Origin of the sequence: Bowmanella denitrificans, assembly GCF_039522935.1 — a bacterium.
Taxonomy (GTDB): Bacteria; Pseudomonadota; Gammaproteobacteria; order Enterobacterales; family Alteromonadaceae; genus Bowmanella; species Bowmanella denitrificans.
Map to the genome: position 1 here is coordinate 34,784 of NZ_BAAAEI010000008.1, position 18,323 is coordinate 53,106.

General features: G+C 50.7%; 17 protein-coding genes. 6 read left to right on the forward strand and 11 right to left on the reverse strand.

Translation table 11 applies throughout. The features are described from left to right. The first annotated feature begins 179 nt into the window (after positions 1-179). From ABD028_RS09150 to yacG, 6 genes are all read left to right on the forward strand, one after another. The gene (locus tag ABD028_RS09150) at positions 180-593 is read left to right on the forward strand and encodes a pilin (protein WP_343844371.1); all 414 of its coding nucleotides are present in this window, start codon (positions 180-182) and stop codon (positions 591-593) included. A gap of 78 nt (positions 594-671) precedes the next feature. After that, positions 672-1,889: a type II secretion system F family protein gene (locus tag ABD028_RS09155; protein WP_343844372.1), complete on the forward strand. Its 1,218-nt coding sequence runs from the start codon at positions 672-674 to the stop codon at positions 1,887-1,889. 237 nt (positions 1,890-2,126) lie between these two features. Next, on the forward strand, positions 2,127-2,999 hold the full coding sequence (locus ABD028_RS09160; RefSeq protein ID WP_343844374.1) for a prepilin peptidase: 873 nt from the start codon (positions 2,127-2,129) through the stop codon (positions 2,997-2,999). Further along, a complete protein-coding gene (coaE, locus tag ABD028_RS09165) occupies positions 2,996-3,616 on the forward strand; it encodes a dephospho-CoA kinase (protein WP_343844375.1) in 621 nt (206 codons plus the stop codon). Before ABD028_RS09160 ends, coaE begins: the two co-directional genes overlap by 4 nt. Before the next feature lie 105 nt (positions 3,617-3,721). Further along, a complete protein-coding gene (zapD, locus tag ABD028_RS09170) occupies positions 3,722-4,474 on the forward strand; it encodes a cell division protein ZapD (RefSeq protein ID WP_102797234.1) in 753 nt (250 codons plus the stop codon). Between the two features lie 116 nt (positions 4,475-4,590). Beyond that, positions 4,591-4,818, forward strand: coding sequence for a DNA gyrase inhibitor YacG (gene yacG / locus ABD028_RS09175; RefSeq protein ID WP_102797324.1), 228 nt, complete (start codon positions 4,591-4,593; stop codon positions 4,816-4,818). 31 nt (positions 4,819-4,849) lie between these two features. On the opposite strand, the gene mutT is transcribed toward yacG, so the two are convergent. From mutT to ftsW, 11 genes are all read right to left on the reverse strand, one after another. Then, a complete protein-coding gene (gene mutT / locus ABD028_RS09180) occupies positions 4,850-5,245 on the reverse strand; it encodes an 8-oxo-dGTP diphosphatase MutT (protein ID WP_343844378.1) in 396 nt (131 codons plus the stop codon). A gap of 74 nt (positions 5,246-5,319) precedes the next feature. Then, complete coding sequence (gene secA, locus ABD028_RS09185) at positions 5,320-8,016, reverse strand: preprotein translocase subunit SecA (RefSeq protein WP_343844379.1); 2,697 nt, start codon at positions 8,014-8,016, stop codon at positions 5,320-5,322. A 124-nt stretch (positions 8,017-8,140) separates the two neighbouring features. Beyond that, a complete protein-coding gene (locus ABD028_RS09190; protein ID WP_102797237.1) occupies positions 8,141-9,055 on the reverse strand; it encodes a M23 family metallopeptidase in 915 nt (304 codons plus the stop codon). Positions 9,056-9,293: 238 nt separating this feature from the next. Next, a complete protein-coding gene (lpxC, locus tag ABD028_RS09195) occupies positions 9,294-10,208 on the reverse strand; it encodes a UDP-3-O-acyl-N-acetylglucosamine deacetylase (protein ID WP_102797238.1) in 915 nt (304 codons plus the stop codon). Between the two features lie 160 nt (positions 10,209-10,368). Continuing rightward, positions 10,369-11,553 (reverse strand): cell division protein FtsZ, encoded by a 1,185-nt coding sequence (gene ftsZ / locus ABD028_RS09200; protein WP_102797239.1) that lies wholly within the window; start codon positions 11,551-11,553, stop codon positions 10,369-10,371. Positions 11,554-11,635: 82 nt separating this feature from the next. Then, complete coding sequence (ftsA, locus tag ABD028_RS09205) at positions 11,636-12,877, reverse strand: cell division protein FtsA (protein ID WP_425427698.1); 1,242 nt, start codon at positions 12,875-12,877, stop codon at positions 11,636-11,638. A gap of 53 nt (positions 12,878-12,930) precedes the next feature. After that, on the reverse strand, positions 12,931-13,683 hold the full coding sequence (locus ABD028_RS09210) for a cell division protein FtsQ/DivIB (protein ID WP_425542092.1): 753 nt from the start codon (positions 13,681-13,683) through the stop codon (positions 12,931-12,933). Continuing rightward, positions 13,680-14,612 (reverse strand): D-alanine--D-alanine ligase, encoded by a 933-nt coding sequence (locus tag ABD028_RS09215; protein ID WP_343844382.1) that lies wholly within the window; start codon positions 14,610-14,612, stop codon positions 13,680-13,682. Before ABD028_RS09215 ends, ABD028_RS09210 begins: the two co-directional genes overlap by 4 nt. Then, positions 14,609-16,057 carry a UDP-N-acetylmuramate--L-alanine ligase gene (murC, locus tag ABD028_RS09220; RefSeq protein WP_343844383.1) on the reverse strand — a complete coding sequence of 483 codons (1,449 nt, stop codon included), beginning with the start codon at positions 16,055-16,057 and terminating at the stop codon, positions 14,609-14,611. Before murC ends, ABD028_RS09215 begins: the two co-directional genes overlap by 4 nt. Then, positions 16,054-17,124 carry an undecaprenyldiphospho-muramoylpentapeptide beta-N-acetylglucosaminyltransferase gene (murG, locus tag ABD028_RS09225; protein ID WP_343844384.1) on the reverse strand — a complete coding sequence of 357 codons (1,071 nt, stop codon included), beginning with the start codon at positions 17,122-17,124 and terminating at the stop codon, positions 16,054-16,056. The genes murC and murG overlap by 4 nt, the downstream gene beginning before the upstream one ends. Then, positions 17,121-18,323, reverse strand: a complete 1,203-nt coding sequence (gene ftsW / locus ABD028_RS09230; RefSeq protein WP_425542094.1) for a cell division protein FtsW — start codon at positions 18,321-18,323, stop codon at positions 17,121-17,123. The genes murG and ftsW overlap by 4 nt, the downstream gene beginning before the upstream one ends.

The following is an 18,323-nucleotide window of genomic DNA, read 5'->3' on the forward strand; positions in this document are numbered from 1 at the left end:
CTCTGTCATGGAATTGTCATCCAGGTTCAAGACTTGAGTATTAATGGCGATACTTGTCCACTTATCAATCAGGCCTATACTGAAACTCGGAAACACAAGCCAGATTGCAGATTTCTGTGAATGGCGAACTTGTTTAGTCAGCAACGTTAAGCATTCCGGGAATGCATTGGAGACAAACCATGAAAGTACAGCAAACTAACCAAAAGGGTTTCACCCTGATTGAATTGATGATCGTAGTGGCCATTATCGGTATTTTGGCTGCTATCGCTCTGCCTGCTTATCAGAACTACACTGAGAAGGCGCGTTTTACTGAACTAACCAATGCGTCAGCCGCGGCCAAAACTGCCGTTGAAGTATGTGCGCAAACTACCGGAGATATTGGTAACTGTGACGAAGGCACTAACGGTGTCCCAGCCAAGATTGATGCGGCAGCAGGTATTGTTGGTATCAGTGTGACAGACGGAGATATCACGATTTCTGCACCTACCGACGCAACGGGTTCATTGAGTGGAGCAACCTTCAAACTGGATGGCACACTTAATAACGGTAAGGTTGAGTGGGACGCTACCTGTACTCCTGCCACTATGTGCTAAGTTTGAGACTTAATAGTTAAACAAAAGCCCAGTCCTAAACTGGGCTTTTTTAATTTAGGGTTGTTAGGTAATTTTATCATGGCACGAGAAAAGACACTTGATACCTTTGTATGGCAAGGAAAAAACAGAAAAGGCCAGCAAATAAAAGGAGAGATAACGGCGGCTTCTATTACGGAAGCTAGAAATTTGCTCAGACGTCAGGGTGTTTCTGCGACACGAGTTAAGAAATTTGCCAAGCCACTATTTGGTAGAGGTTCGGAGAAAATAAATGCCGCAGACATCTGTGTTATATCAAGACAAATGGCCACCATGCTGAGTGCAGGTGTTACCCTAATTCAAACAATAGATATGATTGCCCAAGGTCATGCCAAGGCCAGTATGCGCAAAATGCTAACCGAAATAGGCAATGAAGTAAAAGCCGGTAATCCGCTTTCCAGAGCACTGCGAAAACATCCAGACCATTTCGAAGATCTTTACTGCGACTTGGTGGAAACCGGTGAACAATCCGGGGCACTGGAAACCATTTACGACCGCATAGCCACATACAAAGAAAAGGCCGAAGCGCTAAAATCCAAAATTAAAAAGGCCATGTTTTACCCAGTTGCAGTAATTGTTGTAGCTTTCATCGTCACAACCATACTCTTAGTTTTTGTAGTACCGCAGTTTGAAGAAATATTTTCCAGTTTTGGTGCCGAGCTACCTGCATTTACGCAGTTTGTGCTGGGTATCTCCAGATTTGTACAGGATTTTGGCTTATATTTGGCCGCCGCAGGGTTTGTTGCCGCAGTGTTGTTTCAGCGTAGCTATAAAAAATCCAAGGATCTAAGAGATGCGTTGGACAAGAAAATTCTAAAGGTGCCAGTGATTGGCGAGATCCTTAAAAAAGCCTCCATCGCCCGTTTTACCCGCACTTTGGCTACAACATTTGCCGCTGGGGTGCCTTTGATTGGTGCATTGGAATCCGCAGCAGGAGCGGCAGGCAATGCCGTGTTTCGTGATGCCATTCTCTATATCCGCAAGGAAGTGGCTGGTGGTATGCCAATGCATGTTGCAATGCGAGCTACCAATGTATTTCCGGATATGGTGACTCAAATGATTGCCATAGGTGAAGAGTCCGGTGCTGTGGATGAAATGCTCAGTAAAATTGCCACCATCTACGAGCGTGAAGTAGACGATATGGTAGACGGTCTGACCAGCCTGCTGGAACCTATGATTATGGCGGTATTGGGCGTGGTCATTGGCGGCCTGATTGTGGCCATGTATCTGCCAATCTTCCAGATGGGTAATGTGGTGTGAGGCGTGAGGCGTGAGGCGTGAGGCGTGAGGCGTGAGGCGTGAGGCGTGAGGCGTGAGGCGTGAGGCGTGAGGCGTGAGGCGTGAGGCGTGAGGCAGAAGTCTGTTGACTTAACTTATATAAATCAACAGACTTTTGCTGGTGGTGGAAAAGCCGCTGATATAAGCACTAAGTAGAAAACCAACCGACAACTGACAACTGACAACTGACAACTGACAACTGACAACTGACAACTAATCATGCCCGATATTTTTCTGTTACTGCAAAGCTCCCCAACCGCATTAATTATCTTTGTGCTGATTATCGGGTTGATGGTGGGCAGTTTTCTGAATGTGGTGATCCATCGCCTGCCGATTATGCTGGAACGTAGCTGGCAATATGAATACCAAAGCTATTTCCATCCGGAGCAGGCCCAGGCCACAGCGCCCTATAATCTGGTCAAGCCCGACTCGCAGTGCCCTAAATGCGGGCATAAAATTCGCGCCTGGGAAAATATCCCGTTGCTAAGCTGGCTGCTATTACGGGGCAAGTGCAGTCAGTGTGGCACGCCCATCTCTGCCCGCTACCCCATGGTGGAACTGCTCACCGGCCTGTTGTCGGCCTGGATGGCCTGGCACTGGGGGTTTGGCTGGCCATTGTTAGCGGCTTTACTATTTACCTGGCTGTTGGTTGCAATGACCTTTATCGACCTGGATAAAATGCTGTTGCCAGATCAGCTTACCCTGCCGTTATTATGGCTGGGACTGTTAGCCAGCACCCAGTCACTATTTGTGGGCCCGATGGATGCTATTATCGGTGCGGTGGCCGGTTACCTCAGTTTGTGGTCAGTGTATTGGGGCTTTAAGCTGCTAACCGGCAAGGAAGGCATGGGGCACGGGGATTTTAAGCTGCTGGCTGCCCTGGGGGCCTGGTTGGGCTGGCAGTATCTACCAATGGTAATTCTGGCGTCGTCTTTTGTTGGGGCCATTATCGGCATCCTGGTGCTAAGTATCCAAGGTAAGGACAAGGGTCAGGCTATTCCATTTGGTCCATACCTGGCCATTGCCGGCTTGTTAACCCTTTTATATGGTGAACCTATTGCCGACATCTATTGGCAGTGGATTTTGTCATGACCAGACAGCGCCCTATGATAATTGGGCTGACTGGCGGTATAGGCAGCGGCAAAAGCAAAGTCTCGGATCTGTTCGCCGCTAAAGGTATTGAGATCATAGACGCGGATATCCTGGCCAGGGAAGTGGTTGAACCCGGCGCACCGGCGCTGGCTAAAATTGCACAGCACTTTGGCAAAGATATGCTTCAAGCCGACGGTCAGTTAAACAGAAAGGCGTTGCGCGAGCGTATCTTTTCCCATCCTCAAGATAAAACCTGGCTCAACGAATTACTGCATCCCCTGATCAGACAATTAATGCAAGAGCGCACGGCGGCAGCACGTTCCCCATACTGTATCCTGGCCATACCACTTCTGGTGGAGAACCAACTGCAAAGTCTGGTGGATAGAATTCTGGTGGTGGATGTGGAGGAATCGGTGCAACGTACCAGGGTTATCAGCAGAGACAATGTCAGTGCTGATCAAGTAGATGCGATACTGGCTTCGCAGGCAAGCCGCAGCCAACGTCTGGCTGCTGCCGATGACATTATCGATAACAACGGCACGATAAATAACCTGATAGAGCAGGTAGACAAGCTCCACGCCTATTACCTCAGCCGGATTACCAAGCTAAAAGCTTGAAATAAATCGGCATTTACGTTGTAGTGCTAGTATTATGCTCAGGTCTGTGATTTTGTCATAGGCAATTGAGGTGAGACAGGCAGGTCAATACGACGAGGTAAGGCAATGAACCAGGCAGTGTATGAATTTCCGCTCAATGAAAAGGTGCGCACCTATTTGCGCCTGGAGCAGTTATTCAAACAGCTTGGCCAGAGCATCAGTGCCACGGAAGACTGGCAGTATGTGCGTTTTATCGAGTCTTTGTTTACCCTGCTGGACCTGTCAGAACGGGTGGATGTGCGTACCGATCTGTTAAAAGACGTGGAGCTGCATGAAAAAAATCTGCAGTTTTGGGCCCAGCACCCCAACATTGATCTGGATGCCCTGCGTCAGGCTCAGCAAAAGGTCTTGGCACTGCGTGATGAACTGAAAAATGCCAGAAAATTTGGTTCAGCACTGCGTGAAGAAAAATTTCTGATGTCCATCCGCCAGCGCTTCAGTATCCCCGGCGGCACTTGTAGCTTTGATTTGCCGAACCTGCATTATTGGTTACGCCAGGACAACGACATTAAACTTCAGGCCCTCAAAGGCTGGTTCAGTGAATTTGCGCTGATGCAAAATGCCATAGATATGACCCTGACCTTTTTACGTGAACGCGGCCGCTTTGAAGCCATCAACGCGGAGAAAGGCTTCTATCAGGGTGTGGCCGACGACAAAAATGAAGTGATCCGGGTATACTGCCGCACCGATCAGGGTTATTTCCCGACCCTGAGTGGCAACAAATACCGCTATGCCATCCGCTTTATGATGTTTAACCCCGAAGAGGCAGGCCAGGTCGCCATGGAAAGTATGGTGCAGTTTAAGCTGGCCTGCTGTTAGGTAGGTCGGGATTTATCCCGACAAACAATCAGATTGCTTGAGTCCCCTTCTCAGAAACAGCTATGTTAATTGTCGGGATAAATCCCGACCCACAAGACAAAAAGGCCAAGTTTGCTATGAAAGTTACCTGCCCTACCTGCCAGACCGAACTGGAATGGGGTCCCCAAAGCCCTTACCGCCCCTTCTGCTCAAAACGCTGTCAGTTAATTGATTTAGGCGAATGGGCCGAGGAACAAAAGACTATCCCCTGCGGCCCCAGCAACGATGCCGAAACTCAGTTACCGGATATTGAAGATATTGAGGCCATGCTGGCCCAACAGGGCGATGAATTTTTTAAGCAATAATAGAGCGTGTTAAAGCGCTCTTTTCCCCTGCCTACTGACGACTTATTTCTGCCAACTTACTAAGAATAGGCATATTAGCCTCAGGAAACTGGTAAGTGTCCAATTCCGACACATCCACCCAACGACCTTGCTGCCCCTCACGGCCATGGGGTTCGCCGCGAAAGTCGCTGACCAGGTGGATATCCAGTTTCACCTGTTTGTCGCCATAGTCATGCTCTATCAGCATAAAGGGTTGTGAGCTGCTCACTTCAATGCCCACCTCTTCCTGCAACTCGCGGATAAGCGCCTGGGTCACAGTTTCACCGGCTTCGACTTTACCCCCTGGAAATTCCCATTTGCCGCCCTGGTGCAGGCTTGGGTCGCGCAGGGTAATAAACACCTGTTGTTGACGCAGGATCACACCCACCGCCACTTGGACCACTTTCATATTCAATTCTCCAAAGACAAAGGCCGGGATATCCCGGCCTTATTTATGCGTTAGCGCTTGGCAAACCAGTAAGCTTAAGACAGCTTGCCATGGCATTGTTTATACTTTTTACCCGATCCGCATGGACATGGGTCGTTACGCCCAACTTTAGGGCCTTCACGCACCTCGGCAGCCTGCGGCTGACTGGCAGATTCGTGTTGTTCCTTCATGCGCAGACGCATGGCTTCTTCTTCACGACGGCGCTGCTCTTCCACGGCTTGTACATCGGACTCGGCACGTACCTGCACTTTACTCAGTACGTTAACCACTTCAGTTTTAAGGTTTTCCAGCATCTGGCCAAACAGTTCAAAAGACTCGCGCTTATATTCCTGCTTAGGGTTCTTCTGTGCATAACCGCGCAAATGAATGCCCTGGCGCAGGTGATCCATGGCCGCCAAATGCTCTTTCCAATGGCTGTCGAGCGTTTGCAGCATAATGGCTTTTTCAAACTGGCGCAGTACCGGTGCCCCTACCATTTCTTCTTTGGCCTGATAAGCAGCGTCGATCTGCTCATGAATACGTTCACGCAGCGTTTCTTCAAACAGTTTGTCGTCTTCGTCCAGCCATTTCTGAATTGGCAGATCCAGCAAATAGTCAGATTTGATACGTTCCTGCAAGCCCGGAACATCCCACATTTCCGCCAGAGACTGCGGAGGAATAAACTGGCTGATGGTGTCATCCACCACATCGGTACGTATGGCCTTGATGGTTTCGCTAATGTCACCTTCGTCCAGCAGGCTGTTGCGCTGCTCGTATATGACCTTACGCTGGTCATTGGCCACATCATCAAACTCCAGTAACTGCTTACGAATATCGAAGTTACGTTGCTCAACTTTACGCTGGGCGTTTTCAATGGCTTTAGTTACCCAAGGATGTTCAATGGCTTCGCCACGTTCCATGCCCAAGCGTTTCATCATATTGGCCATACGCTCAGACGCAAAGATACGCATTAACGAATCTTCCAGCGACAGATAGAAGCGCGAGGAACCTGGGTCACCCTGACGACCTGCTCGACCACGTAATTGGTTGTCGATACGACGCGATTCATGGCGCTCGGTACCGATAATATGCAGGCCTCCGGCAGCAATCACCTTGTCATGGTTCTCCTGCCATTCAGCTTTGATTTTGTCCACAGTGCCCGGCTTGGGGTCGTTAATCTTATCGATTTCAGCCTGCCAGTTGCCCCCTAATACGATATCGGTACCTCGACCGGCCATATTGGTGGCAATTGTCACGGCCCCCGGACGACCAGCCTGGGCAATAATATCCGCTTCCTGGGCATGGAACTTGGCGTTCAGTACCTTGTGCGGGATTTTGCCTTTTTTCAGTACATTGGACAGCAATTCGGAGTTTTCGATAGACACTGTACCCACCAATACCGGTCGGCCTTTTTCCACGCACTCCTTGATATCAGCGATAATGGCTTCGTATTTCTCTTCCGCTGTCAGGTAAATCAGGTCAGCCCGATCATCACGAATCATGGGTTTGTTGGTGGGAATAACCACGGTATCCAGGCCATAAATTTGCTGGAACTCGGCGGCTTCGGTGTCTGCCGTACCGGTCATACCGGCCAGTTTGTCGTACAAACGGAAATAGTTCTGGAAGGTAATAGACGCCAGGGTCTGGTTTTCGTGCTGAATGCGCACCCCTTCTTTTGCTTCCACCGCCTGATGCAAACCTTCAGACCAACGACGGCCCTCCATAGTACGACCAGTATGCTCGTCAACGATAACGATCTCGTCATCTTTAACTATGTAATCCACATCGCGGCTAAACAGCTTGTGCGCGCGCAATGCCGCGTTAACATGGTGCATCAGCGAGATATTGCCGGCCGCATACAAGGACTCGCCCTCAGGCAACAGACCGTATTTATGCATAATCTCTTCAATACGTACTTGGCCACGTTCGGTCAGGTGAATCTGTTTGGCTTTTTCATCTATGGTGAAATCGCCATCACCTTCCTGGCCTTCCTCATCTTCCTTTTCCTGCAATTTCAGCTCAGGAATAATGGCATTGATGCGCTTGTACAGCTCTGAACTGTCTTCTGCCTGACCAGAGATAATCAGCGGGGTACGGGCTTCATCGATAAGGATAGAGTCAACTTCATCCACTACCGCGTAATGCAGCGGGCGTTGCACTCTGTCTTCGGGGCGAAACGCCATGTTGTCACGCAGGTAGTCGAAGCCGAATTCGTTGTTGGTACCGTAAGTAATGTCGGCAGCGTAGGCTTCTTTTTTCTGCTCATGGTTCATACCGGGTACATTGCAGCCTACGGTAAGACCAAGAAATTCAAACAATGGGCGGCTCCACTCAGCGTCACGGCGGGCCAGGTAATCATTCACGGTAATAACATGTACCCCTTTGCCGGTAACTGCGTTCAGATAGGAACTCAAGGTACCGGTCAGGGTTTTACCTTCACCTGTGCGCATTTCAGCAATCTGCCCTTCCTGCAGCACCATACCGCCAATCATCTGCACATCAAAATGGCGCATACCAAATACACGCTTGCTGGCTTCGCGCACCAGCGCAAAAGCTTCGGGCAGAATATCGTTAGTGGTTTCGCCTTTTTCCAGTCGCTCTTTGAACTCGCTGGTTTTCTGCTTTAACTGCTCATCACTGAAACCTTCATATTCGGGTTCCAACTGGTTAATTTGCTCAACGACCTTACCCAGTTTCTTTAGTGTGCGTTCGTTTCGGCTACCAAAAATCTTTGTGAGAATACTAGAAAACATGCGTAAACGGCTTCCAATTCTTTTTAATCTAATTCCAAACAAAACAATCGGCTTTAAGCCGATTGCGCATTAAGGATCAGGAAAATCCCATTTGCAGCAGGTTGCAACCCGCATTACCCGTGGGTCACCCCTGGGATTTACGATAGACGAATGGCAAAGGGTCTATCTGTCGGCCATGTTGCATCACTTCATAATGCACATGCGCGCCGGTGGAACGTCCGGTACTGCCCATCACAGCAATAGCCTGACCTTTGGTCACCACATCCCCTACCTTGACTTCCAATTCCTTATTATGGCCGTAACGTGTTACCAGACCGTTTCCATGCTCAATTTCGACCAAATTGCCGTAACCATACCGCTCTCCAGCCCAGGTTACCAGTCCGGCACCGGTGGCCACCACCGCGTCGCCTTCCTGACCAGCAAAATCCAGCCCTTTATGCATAGCTGGCATACCAGTAAAAGGATCTTTGCGAACACCATAGTACGAAGATAGCCAGCCACTATTTATCGGCCTGCCAGCCAAATAGCTCTGCGCTTCAATATGGTGATTCAACAGAATGGATTCAAGGGCCTGAAGTTGCTTAGTTTTGCTATCCAGTTGTGCCAGCATTTTTTCTATTTGTAACATAACATCACTGGCAGCCTGCACTTCCGTATCCAGCATGTCGTGGGATGGCCCCCCCATAGCAGGCAACTCGGAAAAGTTAAATTCTTCGCTGTTAAGCCCAGATTCACTGGCTAAACGCTCTCCCAGGGCATTCAAACGGTGCAGTTGCCCCTGCATTTCACCCAGTTTCATTAACATGCCGGTTAATTGCTGCTGAGTGGTTTCTTTCAACAGTTCCACTTCTTCTTTTTGCTTGATCAGACCTGTTTGGGCAAAACTTACCCTGGCCTGTGCATCGGCAGGATCCTGTGTGGAGCGGCCAGCAATCAGAGTTAGCCCCAGCGTCACGACAACAGCGGCAATAAGCTGCCGTTTTGACAGATTATATCGAAGGCGTATCTTTTTACTTCTGATTACCAGGGTCAGACTCATCGGATGTTATTCTCGTTACGGCTCGGGTCGATTCTAAACCGACTCTACGCCAAAAAAAAGCCAGGAGACGCATTCAGGATAATAACCAGGGATAATATGCAAAACGTCAATTTTTCCACTTGCTACTCTTGGCCATGCATTGAACTTGCCAACAAAGTATAACCAATTGTTTACAAAAGAATTTATTTAAATCAAAAGAAAAAATGCCGCGATGGCGGCATTTTTTAATTTCTGAGGTTTAATTTGCCAGTAATGGCGCACCAAATCGGATAGGCATTTTCTCGTCTGACTCGTAGCTGACAAATTCCCAGCAATCCTGCATGGCCAGCAACTTGTTCAACAACTTATTGTTCAGACCATGGCCGGTTTTGTATGCGCAAAGCTCGCCGATAATGCTGTGACCACCGAGATACAAATCACCGATGGCATCCAGAATCTTATGCTTAAGGAATTCATCCTCATAACGCAAGCCTTCGTGGTTGAGTACCCGGTATTCGTCCAATGCTACGGCGTTTTCCATACTGCCACCCAACGCCAAGTTGTGGGCATGCATATATTCCAGGTCTTTCATAAAGCCAAAGGTTCTGGCCCGGCTGACTTCGTCGATGTAAGACGCAGTATCAAAGTCCATCACCAAATGCTGGCGGGTTTGGCTAATCACCGGGTGCTCGAAATCAATGCGAAAATCAACGCGAAAACCATCATAAGGGCGCAGTTCTGCCCACTTATCACCGTCTTCCACGCGCACGGTTTTGGTTACCCGGATAAACTTCTTGGCCGCTTTTTGTTCCTCTATTCCTGCCGACTGCAGCAGAAATATAAAAGGACTGGCACTGCCATCCATAATGGGTAGTTCATTGGCATCGACTTCAACAATAATATTATCAATGCCCATACCGGCCAGAGCTGACGCCAGATGTTCCACCGTGGAAATGCTGGCACCTTCCTGGTTACTAAGGCATGTACATAACATGGTATCCCCTACCGCATCGGCGCGGGCAGGAATGTCCACATAAGGCTCAAGGTCAACGCGACGGAACAGGATCCCTGTGTTCACGGGCGCGGGCCGGAGAGTCATGGTGACCTTGTCACCTTTGTGCAGACCAATTCCTGTCACTTGCACTGGCTGTTTCAGGGTACGTTGTTTGATCATCTCGCCTTAGCTCAATAATTAACCAAAACACAAAAGGGCAGGCATTTTAGTGGTTAGACCACGCAATGTCAAAACATCATATTGAGGCAAGTTCAAGAAATGCAACGAGTTCTTGCCACTTATGACAGTTTTGCTACAGCCATCCCAATATTTTTGCCTGTTAGTCCGCCTGCTTACGCAGAAACGCAGGAATATCCAGATATTCCAAATCGTTGTTAGACTCGGCCTTTTCTTCCACATTGTGGTTGCTGCGTACAGCAGGCTCACGCATGCTGCTGACCCGCTCACCAGTCCCTTCCTGACTCAGCTTAAACTCGCTCGGTTCAGGCATGTAGCGACCACCTGTGCTGGTTTGGCGGTTGCTGACCAAAGAGATTTCCGGTTTGCGTTCTGCGCCGATACCGGTGGCTACCACAGTCACGCGCAGTTCATCAGACATCTCCATATCGATAACAGTTCCCACCACCACAGTAGCATTTTCAGAGGCAAAGGCTTTCACTGCATTACCGACTGTTTCAAACTCGTCAATAGCAAAGTCCGGACCCGCGGTGATATTGACCAGAATGCCGCGGGCACCCGACAAATCGATATCTTCCAACAGCGGACTGGCAATGGCCGCTTCTGCTGCTTCTTCGGCACGGTCTTCACCTGTTGCGGTGCCGCTGCCCATCATGGCTTTGCCCATTTCAGACATTACTGTACGCACGTCAGCAAAGTCGACGTTAATCAGACCAGGACGGGTAATCAGTTCGGCAATCCCCTGTACTGCACCGCGAAGTACGTCATTTGCAGCACTGAAGGCTTTCAACAGCGGCGTGCCCCGCCCCATCACTTTCAGCAGCTTTTCGTTGGGGATAGTGATCAGTGAGTCCACATATTTGGACAACTCCTGAATGCCCTGCTCCGCATATTCGATACGCTTACGTCCTTCGAATGGGAAAGGCTTAGTGACCACTGCCACTGTCAGTACCCCCATTTCCTTGGCAATACGGGCGACTTCTGGCGCGGCGCCGGTTCCTGTACCACCGCCCATACCGGCGGTGATAAATACCATGTCGGCTCCTTCCAGGCTCTGACGGATGGTCTCGCCATCTTCTTCGGCGGCCTGACGCCCAACCATAGGGTTGGCACCGGCCCCCAGGCCTTTGGTTACACCAGAACCGATTTGCAGGGTGACATTGGCCTTGGAACTGCGCAGCACCTGGGCATCGGTATTGACGGCGATAAACTCCACGCCTTCAATGTTGTGCGAAACCATGTGGTCTACAGCGTTACCGCCACCGCCACCTACACCTATGACTTTGATTACGGCTTCATCACCGTGGCTATCCATTAATTCAAACATGTTTTCTCTCCGGTTTTTGCTTCACAACGTGCGGTCCTTGGCGTTAACCGCACCCCGCTAGACATCTTTTTCAATTCAGGGCTTAAAATTCGCCCTTAAACCAACTCTGTATCCTGTGCCATAGGCCATCTGATGACTTCTGTCGGGCCAATTGCTTGGCACGCATATGATCTTTGGCATATTGCAACAGCCCCACCACTGTGGCGAAGGTTGAATCCTCTACATATTCCGACAGGCCCTTGGCATTCAGTGGTCGCCCCACTCTTACCGGCATCTGGAACAGCTCTTCGGCAAATTCCACTGCGCCTTCCATCTTGGCCGTTCCGCCGGTCAGCACAATACCGGCAGCAATCTGCTCTTCCAGACCGCTGGAACGGATCTGGTCGTGCACTAATTCAAACAATTCCTGGTACCTAGGCTCAATCACTTCAGCCAGGGTATGCCTGGACATAGCCCGTGACGGCCTGCCGCCAACACTGGGCACTTCAATGCTTTCTTCCATGCTGACCATGTTTTTCAAGGCACAGGCATAGTTAATTTTAATTTCTTCAGCATGGCTGATGGGGGTACGGAAAATCTTGGCGATATCGCTGGTTATCTGATTGCCAGCCACCGGAATCACCGCGGTATGACGAATAGCGCCGTCGGTGTAAATCACGATATCAATAGTGCCACCACCAATATCCACCACACACACGCCCAATTCTTTTTCGTCGTCGGTCAGTACCGCATAGCTTGACGCCAGGGCAGAAAAAATCAGTTGATCCGAGTGCAATCCACAGCGTTCCACACACTTGACCAGATTCTTCGCCATATCATCTGCGCAGGTAATAATGTGCGCCTCAGCTTCCATACGCACACCGGACATCCCCACTGGATTTTTAATCCCTTCCTGCACATCAATAGTAAATTCCTGCGGCAACACGTGTAGCAGGCGTCGCTCAGCGGCGATAGGCACACTGCGAGCGGCGTGAATAACATTGTCGACATCTTCCTGAGTCACTTCTTTGTTATTAATGGGCACCATGCCGCTTTCATTCTGACACTGTACGTGGCGGCCGGAAATTGCCATAAATACTGACGACACCCGACAATCAGCCATCAATTCCATTTCATTAATAGCGCTCTGCACCGACTGCACCACCAGGTTCAGATCATTCACCCCGCCCTTGTCCATGCCACGGGCCATATGCGTCCCAACGCCGACAATACTAATACCGCCGTCGTCCAGCACTTCGCCCACCACTGCTTTTACAGTGCTGGTACCTATATCCAGACCTACGATCAAATTCCGATCTGTTACCTTTGCCACCGGCATGTTCATTCTCACTACGCTGTCTGCTGTATTGTCTGTTTACGGTTAATCTTATCTGCCAGTCAGCCTTTGCTGATCTCGGCCGTTGTTTTCTGCCATCCCACGGCCAGGCCTGTGTCATAGCGAAGGTCCACGTATTCGGCCCGGCGCTCATCCTTCTTCAGCAGCGGATAGATATCCACAAAGCGCTGAAGGCGGTCGATAAACTCATCCCTGCCCAGGTTTAAACCCAGCCCATTGTCTAAACGCAGATTCCAGGCAAATCGCTCTGTCAGCACCAATTCACTTACCGACACCCCAGAGCGAGCCAATAAAGCCTGCATCGCCCGAAAGCCCTGTAATGCTGTCTGCTCGCTACCTTGTGGTCCATACAATTTGGGTAATACCAACCCTTCTGGTTGCGCGGCATTAAAGGTGCCGCCCTGGCTGTTCAGCAACATATCATCATTCCAGTTGGCCACTACCTGCTGTTCCACCACGTGAACATGCAGATTATTTGGCCAGTCCTTACGAATTGAGGCCCGGTACACCCAAGGCAGGGCCTCGATATCCAGCAGGGCGCGCTCAATATCCAGCTCAAAGAAGCTGCCTGGCTGATTCTTCCTAATCGCGTTTTCAACGTCTTGCTTCACCAGGTATTTAAGTTCACCTGATACTTTTATATCCCGCACCGGTAATTGCTGTTCATCATCCAGCCACACATTCAGGCGGTATGCCGCATACCCCATCCCCACCAGTACCACTAACAGAAACACCATGCCCCACCACAACTGCGGCCCACGGGCCGGTTCAGGCAGGACCTGTAACTCATTCACCGGCTAACCTCCGAGGTTGCCAGAATTTCCAGGGTCAGCTCTGCAAAGCTCATCCCAGCTTGTTTGGCGGCCATAGGCACCAGACTTTTCTCAGTCATACCAGGAACCGTATTGGCTTCCAGCAAATAAAACTGCCCGGCCTGGTCCTGCATAAAATCGATTCGTCCCCAACCACTGCCATTTACTGCAGTGAAGGCCCGGCGGGCCAACTCAGCCAGACCGCTTTCGGTTTCTACATCCAAACCACTGGGACAAAAATACTCCGTACTGGAAGCCTGATATTTGGCTTCATAATCATAAAACGTCCTGGGAGTTTGCATGCGGATAGACGGTAGCGCCCTTTCGCCCAGCAGGCTGACGGTAAATTCCTGACCAACAATAAATCTTTCCACCAACACTTGGTGGTCATATTGAAAGGCTTGCTCTATGGCTGCGGATAATTGTCCTGCATCACTGACCTTGGTCATGCCGATACTGGAGCCTTCATTCGCTGGCTTGACCATTACAATGCCGCCTAAACGGACCATTATATCTGCGCAGTGTTCAGCATTAAAGCTGGATTTATCAATAACTTGGTATTCGGCAGTAGGTAAATTCAAGGCCTGCCATATCCACTTACTGCGTACTTTGTCCATGGACAAAGCAGAGCCAAGTACGCCGGAACCGGTATAAGGGATAGCCAACTGTTGCAGTGCCCCCTGCAGGGTTCCGTCTTCACCACCCCGGCCGTGCAGCATGATCAACACCCGGTCGAAGTGCTGGTTCACCAGCTCGGTGAGAGGCTGGCTGGCCGTGTCAAATGCATAAGCGTCCACGCCCTGGCTTTTAAGCGCGTTCAGCACTGCCTGACCGGATTTTAGCGACACTTCACGCTCCGCCGAGGTGCCACCAAACAGCACCGCGACTTTGCCGAACTCAGCAACCTTCATGCAAGGTTCTCCTTAGCCATCTGCGTTACATTCAGTTGCATTTTTTGCAGGTCCTTCGCCAGCTTACCTATGTTGCCAGCACCCTGCGTCATCAGCAGATCGTTATCCTGTAGCAATGGCGCCAGAATGGCCGGTAATTCCTGTGGACTGCTGACATATACGGGTTCTATTTGGCCACGCTGGCGAATAGAGCGGCACAAGGCTTTACTGTCCACTCCTTCGATGGGCGCTTCGCCAGCCGAATACACCTCCAGCAGTAGCAACAAATCCACCTGCGACAGGACCCGGACAAAATCTTCGTATAAATCGCGGGTACGGGAATATCGATGTGGCTGGTAGGCCATCACCAGACGTTTGTCAGGCCAGTTGCTTCTGGCGGTAGCGATGGTGGCTTCCACCTCAGTAGGATGGTGACCATAATCGTCCACCAACACCACCTGACCGTTACCGCTGTCAAATTCGCCCAGATATTCAAAGCGCCGCCCGATGCCCTGGAAAGAAGCCAATGCTTCCACCACTTTGTTTTGTTCAAGCCCTTCTTCCAGTGCCACGGCAATTGCTGCCAGCGCATTCAGCACATTATGTCGCCCAGGCAAACCGAGTTTCACATCAAAGCGTTCACCAGACTTTTTCTCCACCGTAAAACAACTGTGATTAAAGCCCTGGGTTAGATCCACTGCCCGGTAATCCACACCATCCTCAAAACCGTAAGTGAGGTACTGACGACCAATTCTTGGCAGCAGGTTGCGAATAACCGGATCGTCACCACAAACGACCGCCAGGCCGTAAAAAGGCAGGTTGTGCAGGAAATCTACGTAGGTGTCTTCCATCTTCTGAAAGTCACCCTGATAGGTATCCATATGATCTGCCTCGATATTGGTCACCACGGATACCATCGGCTGCAGATGCAAGAAGGACGCATCGCTTTCATCCGCTTCGGCAATCAGATAACGGCTGCTGCCCAGCCTGGCATTGGTGCCGGCACTGTTGAGTAAGCCGCCGATCACGAACGTGGGATCCTGCCCGCCATGGGCGAAGATGGTAGCAATAAGACTGGTGGTAGTGGTTTTACCATGGGTGCCAGCAACGGCGATACCATGACGAAAACGCATTAGTTCTGCCAGCATTTCGGCACGGCGAATCACCGGAATGCGGTTTTCTCTGGCCAGTTGAATCTCCGGATTCTGTTTGTCGATGGCACTGGACACCACGACCACGTCCACATCACGCACGTTGTCTGCCTGGTGGCCGATAAAAATCCTGGCCCCCAATCCTTCCAACCTGGCGGTCATACTATTTGTACCCAGATCGGAGCCGGATACCTGATAACCTTCGTTCAGTAACACTTCGGCAATGCCACCCATTCCGGCACCACCAATGCCGATAAAATGAATGCGTTTAATTCGGCGCATCTCCGGAACGGTGTAATTGGCGGTACTGCTCATGCCTGTTGCTCCGCTAGTTGTTTGCAATACTGCGCCACCTTTTCAGTGGCATCCGGCTTAGCCTGACTCAGGGCTCTCTGGCCCATCTCCACCAGTTTTGCCGGATCATGCAGTAACTGCATCAAGGTCTGTTTAAACTGTTCCCCGGTCAGACTTGGCTGAGGGGCTAAAATAGCTGCGTTGGCACGCACCAACACCTGTGCATTACAGGTCTGATGGTCATCCACAGCATGGGGTAAAGGAACGAAAATTGCCGCCAAACCACTGCTGGCGATTTCCGATACGGTAAGTGCACCAGAACGGCAGATCACCAAATCTGCCCAGGCATAGGCCTGCCCCATATCCTGAATAAATTCTTCAACCTGCCAGTTATTCTGCTGGCCCATATGCTGACGGTAAGCATCAGTGGCTTCTGCCAGTCGTCCGCCACCGCATTGATGACGAATCTCAATATTCTGCAGGCCGGCAAAATGTGCGGGTAACTGTTCATTCAGGGCTCTAGCCCCCAAACTGCCTCCCACCACCAGCACATGCACTTTGCCTTCGATTTGGCGATATGGCTTTGGCATAATATTGCGACGTACTGGATTACCCACCCATGCCACTTTCGCGCCGGGCTTAAAGGTCTGATCAAAACCGCTCAGCACTTTTCTCGCCAGGCGGCTGAGTAATTTGTTGGTCATACCTGGCACGGCATTTTGTTCATGAACAAGCAAAGGTATTCCGCACAACCAGGCAGCCATGCCCCCGGGGCCGCTGGCAAAACCGCCCATGCCCAATACCACATCCGGTTTAAAGACCTTGATTGCGCGTCTTGCCTGCCAGATGGCGTGGACAATACTAAATGGCGCTTTGAGCAGTCTCAGCAATCCATTACCCCGCACTCCACTGATGCTCAGAAAACTAATAGGATAACCTGCGGCGGGAACAACCTTGGCCTCCATCTTCTGTGCAGTGCCCAGCCAGTGGATTTGCCAGCCTTGTGCCGCTAACCAATCAGCCACCGCCAGCCCCGGGAAAACATGCCCACCAGTGCCACCGGCCATAATCATAATCCTGCCACTCATGACACTTTACCCCGTTTACGGTCACTCAGGGCCTGGACACCGTCCATACGCAATTCAAAATCAATTCTGAGTAGCAGGGCGACCGCCATGGCCATCAGAATCAGGCTGTTACCACCATAGCTGACCAATGGCAAGGTCAGCCCTTTGGTGGGCAGAATGCCTGCACTGGCCCCGACATTAACGGCTGTCTGGAAACTGAACCAGATACCAATGGCATGGGCCAGATAGCCTTCAAATGGCCGCCCCTGCTGTAACGCCAGGTTACCCAGCCGCAAGGCCTTCAATACCAACATCAGCAACAATGCCAGTACCGCGCAGATACCGACAAAGCCCAGTTCTTCTGCCAAAATGGCGGCAATAAAATCGGTATGGGCTTCAGGCAGATATTCCAGTTTCTGCAGACTGTTACCCAGACCCTGGCCAAATATATCCCCCCGCCCATAGGCCATCAGTGACTGAGTCAATTGGTAGCCACTGCCAAAGGGATCCGCCCAGGGATCCAGAAAAGCGGTAATACGTTTAAGGCGGTACTCTTCAAATACAATCAGTGCAACCACGGCGCACAGCCCACTGAGCAGCAAACCAAAAAACTGCCAAAGCTTGGCCCCGGCCAGAAACAACAGACCTATAGTGGTGGCGAACATCACCACTACGGTACCCAGATCCGGCTGCATCAAAAGCAGCAAGGCCAGAATAAACAACACCCCCAATGGCTTGATAAAGCCTTTGAGGTTTTCAGTCACTTCTTCATAACGGCGCACCAAATAGCCAGCCAGGTAACAGAAGAAAAATAGCTTGGCCGGTTCAGCAGCCTGGATGGTAATTGGCCCCAGTGCCAGCCAACGAGTACTGCCATTAACATTCCGCCCCACCAGCAACACCGCCAACAACAACAGAATAGCCAATAACAGCAGCCAACCATTGAAGGTACGCCACCAGCGCATGGGCAGTTGCATGGTGACCAGTGCCGCCACCATGGCTATACCCATATAAATACCGTGTCGGATAGCAAAGTGAAAAGGATTGTCATAAATGCGCGCCGCTGCGGGCATGGATGCCGATGTAACGACGATCATACCCACCGACATCAGCGCCAGAGCGATCAGCAACAAACCCAAATCATAAGGGCGCATGCCACGCACATCGTGACGTAACTGGAACAAACGCTGCAGATTTTCCCCCATCAGGCTTTGCGGCAT

Coding starts and splice junctions, on each gene's coding strand:
- ABD028_RS09150 (WP_343844371.1), top strand. CDS start 180: ATGAAAGTACAGCAAACTAACCAAAAGGGTTTCACCCTGATTGAATTG.
- ABD028_RS09155 (WP_343844372.1), top strand. CDS start 672: ATGGCACGAGAAAAGACACTTGATACCTTTGTATGGCAAGGAAAAAAC.
- ABD028_RS09160 (WP_343844374.1), top strand. CDS start 2,127: ATGCCCGATATTTTTCTGTTACTGCAAAGCTCCCCAACCGCATTAATT.
- coaE (WP_343844375.1), top strand. CDS start 2,996: ATGACCAGACAGCGCCCTATGATAATTGGGCTGACTGGCGGTATAGGC.
- zapD (WP_102797234.1), top strand. CDS start 3,722: ATGAACCAGGCAGTGTATGAATTTCCGCTCAATGAAAAGGTGCGCACC.
- yacG (WP_102797324.1), top strand. CDS start 4,591: ATGAAAGTTACCTGCCCTACCTGCCAGACCGAACTGGAATGGGGTCCC.
- mutT (WP_343844378.1), bottom strand. CDS start 5,245: ATGAAAGTGGTCCAAGTGGCGGTGGGTGTGATCCTGCGTCAACAACAG.
- secA (WP_343844379.1), bottom strand. CDS start 8,016: ATGTTTTCTAGTATTCTCACAAAGATTTTTGGTAGCCGAAACGAACGC.
- ABD028_RS09190 (WP_102797237.1), bottom strand. CDS start 9,055: ATGAGTCTGACCCTGGTAATCAGAAGTAAAAAGATACGCCTTCGATAT.
- lpxC (WP_102797238.1), bottom strand. CDS start 10,208: ATGATCAAACAACGTACCCTGAAACAGCCAGTGCAAGTGACAGGAATT.
- ftsZ (WP_102797239.1), bottom strand. CDS start 11,553: ATGTTTGAATTAATGGATAGCCACGGTGATGAAGCCGTAATCAAAGTC.
- ftsA (WP_425427698.1), bottom strand. CDS start 12,877: ATGAACATGCCGGTGGCAAAGGTAACAGATCGGAATTTGATCGTAGGT.
- ABD028_RS09215 (WP_343844382.1), bottom strand. CDS start 14,612: ATGAAGGTTGCTGAGTTCGGCAAAGTCGCGGTGCTGTTTGGTGGCACC.
- murC (WP_343844383.1), bottom strand. CDS start 16,057: ATGAGCAGTACCGCCAATTACACCGTTCCGGAGATGCGCCGAATTAAA.
- murG (WP_343844384.1), bottom strand. CDS start 17,124: ATGAGTGGCAGGATTATGATTATGGCCGGTGGCACTGGTGGGCATGTT.
- ftsW (WP_425542094.1), bottom strand. CDS start 18,323: ATGCCGCAAAGCCTGATGGGGGAAAATCTGCAGCGTTTGTTCCAGTTA.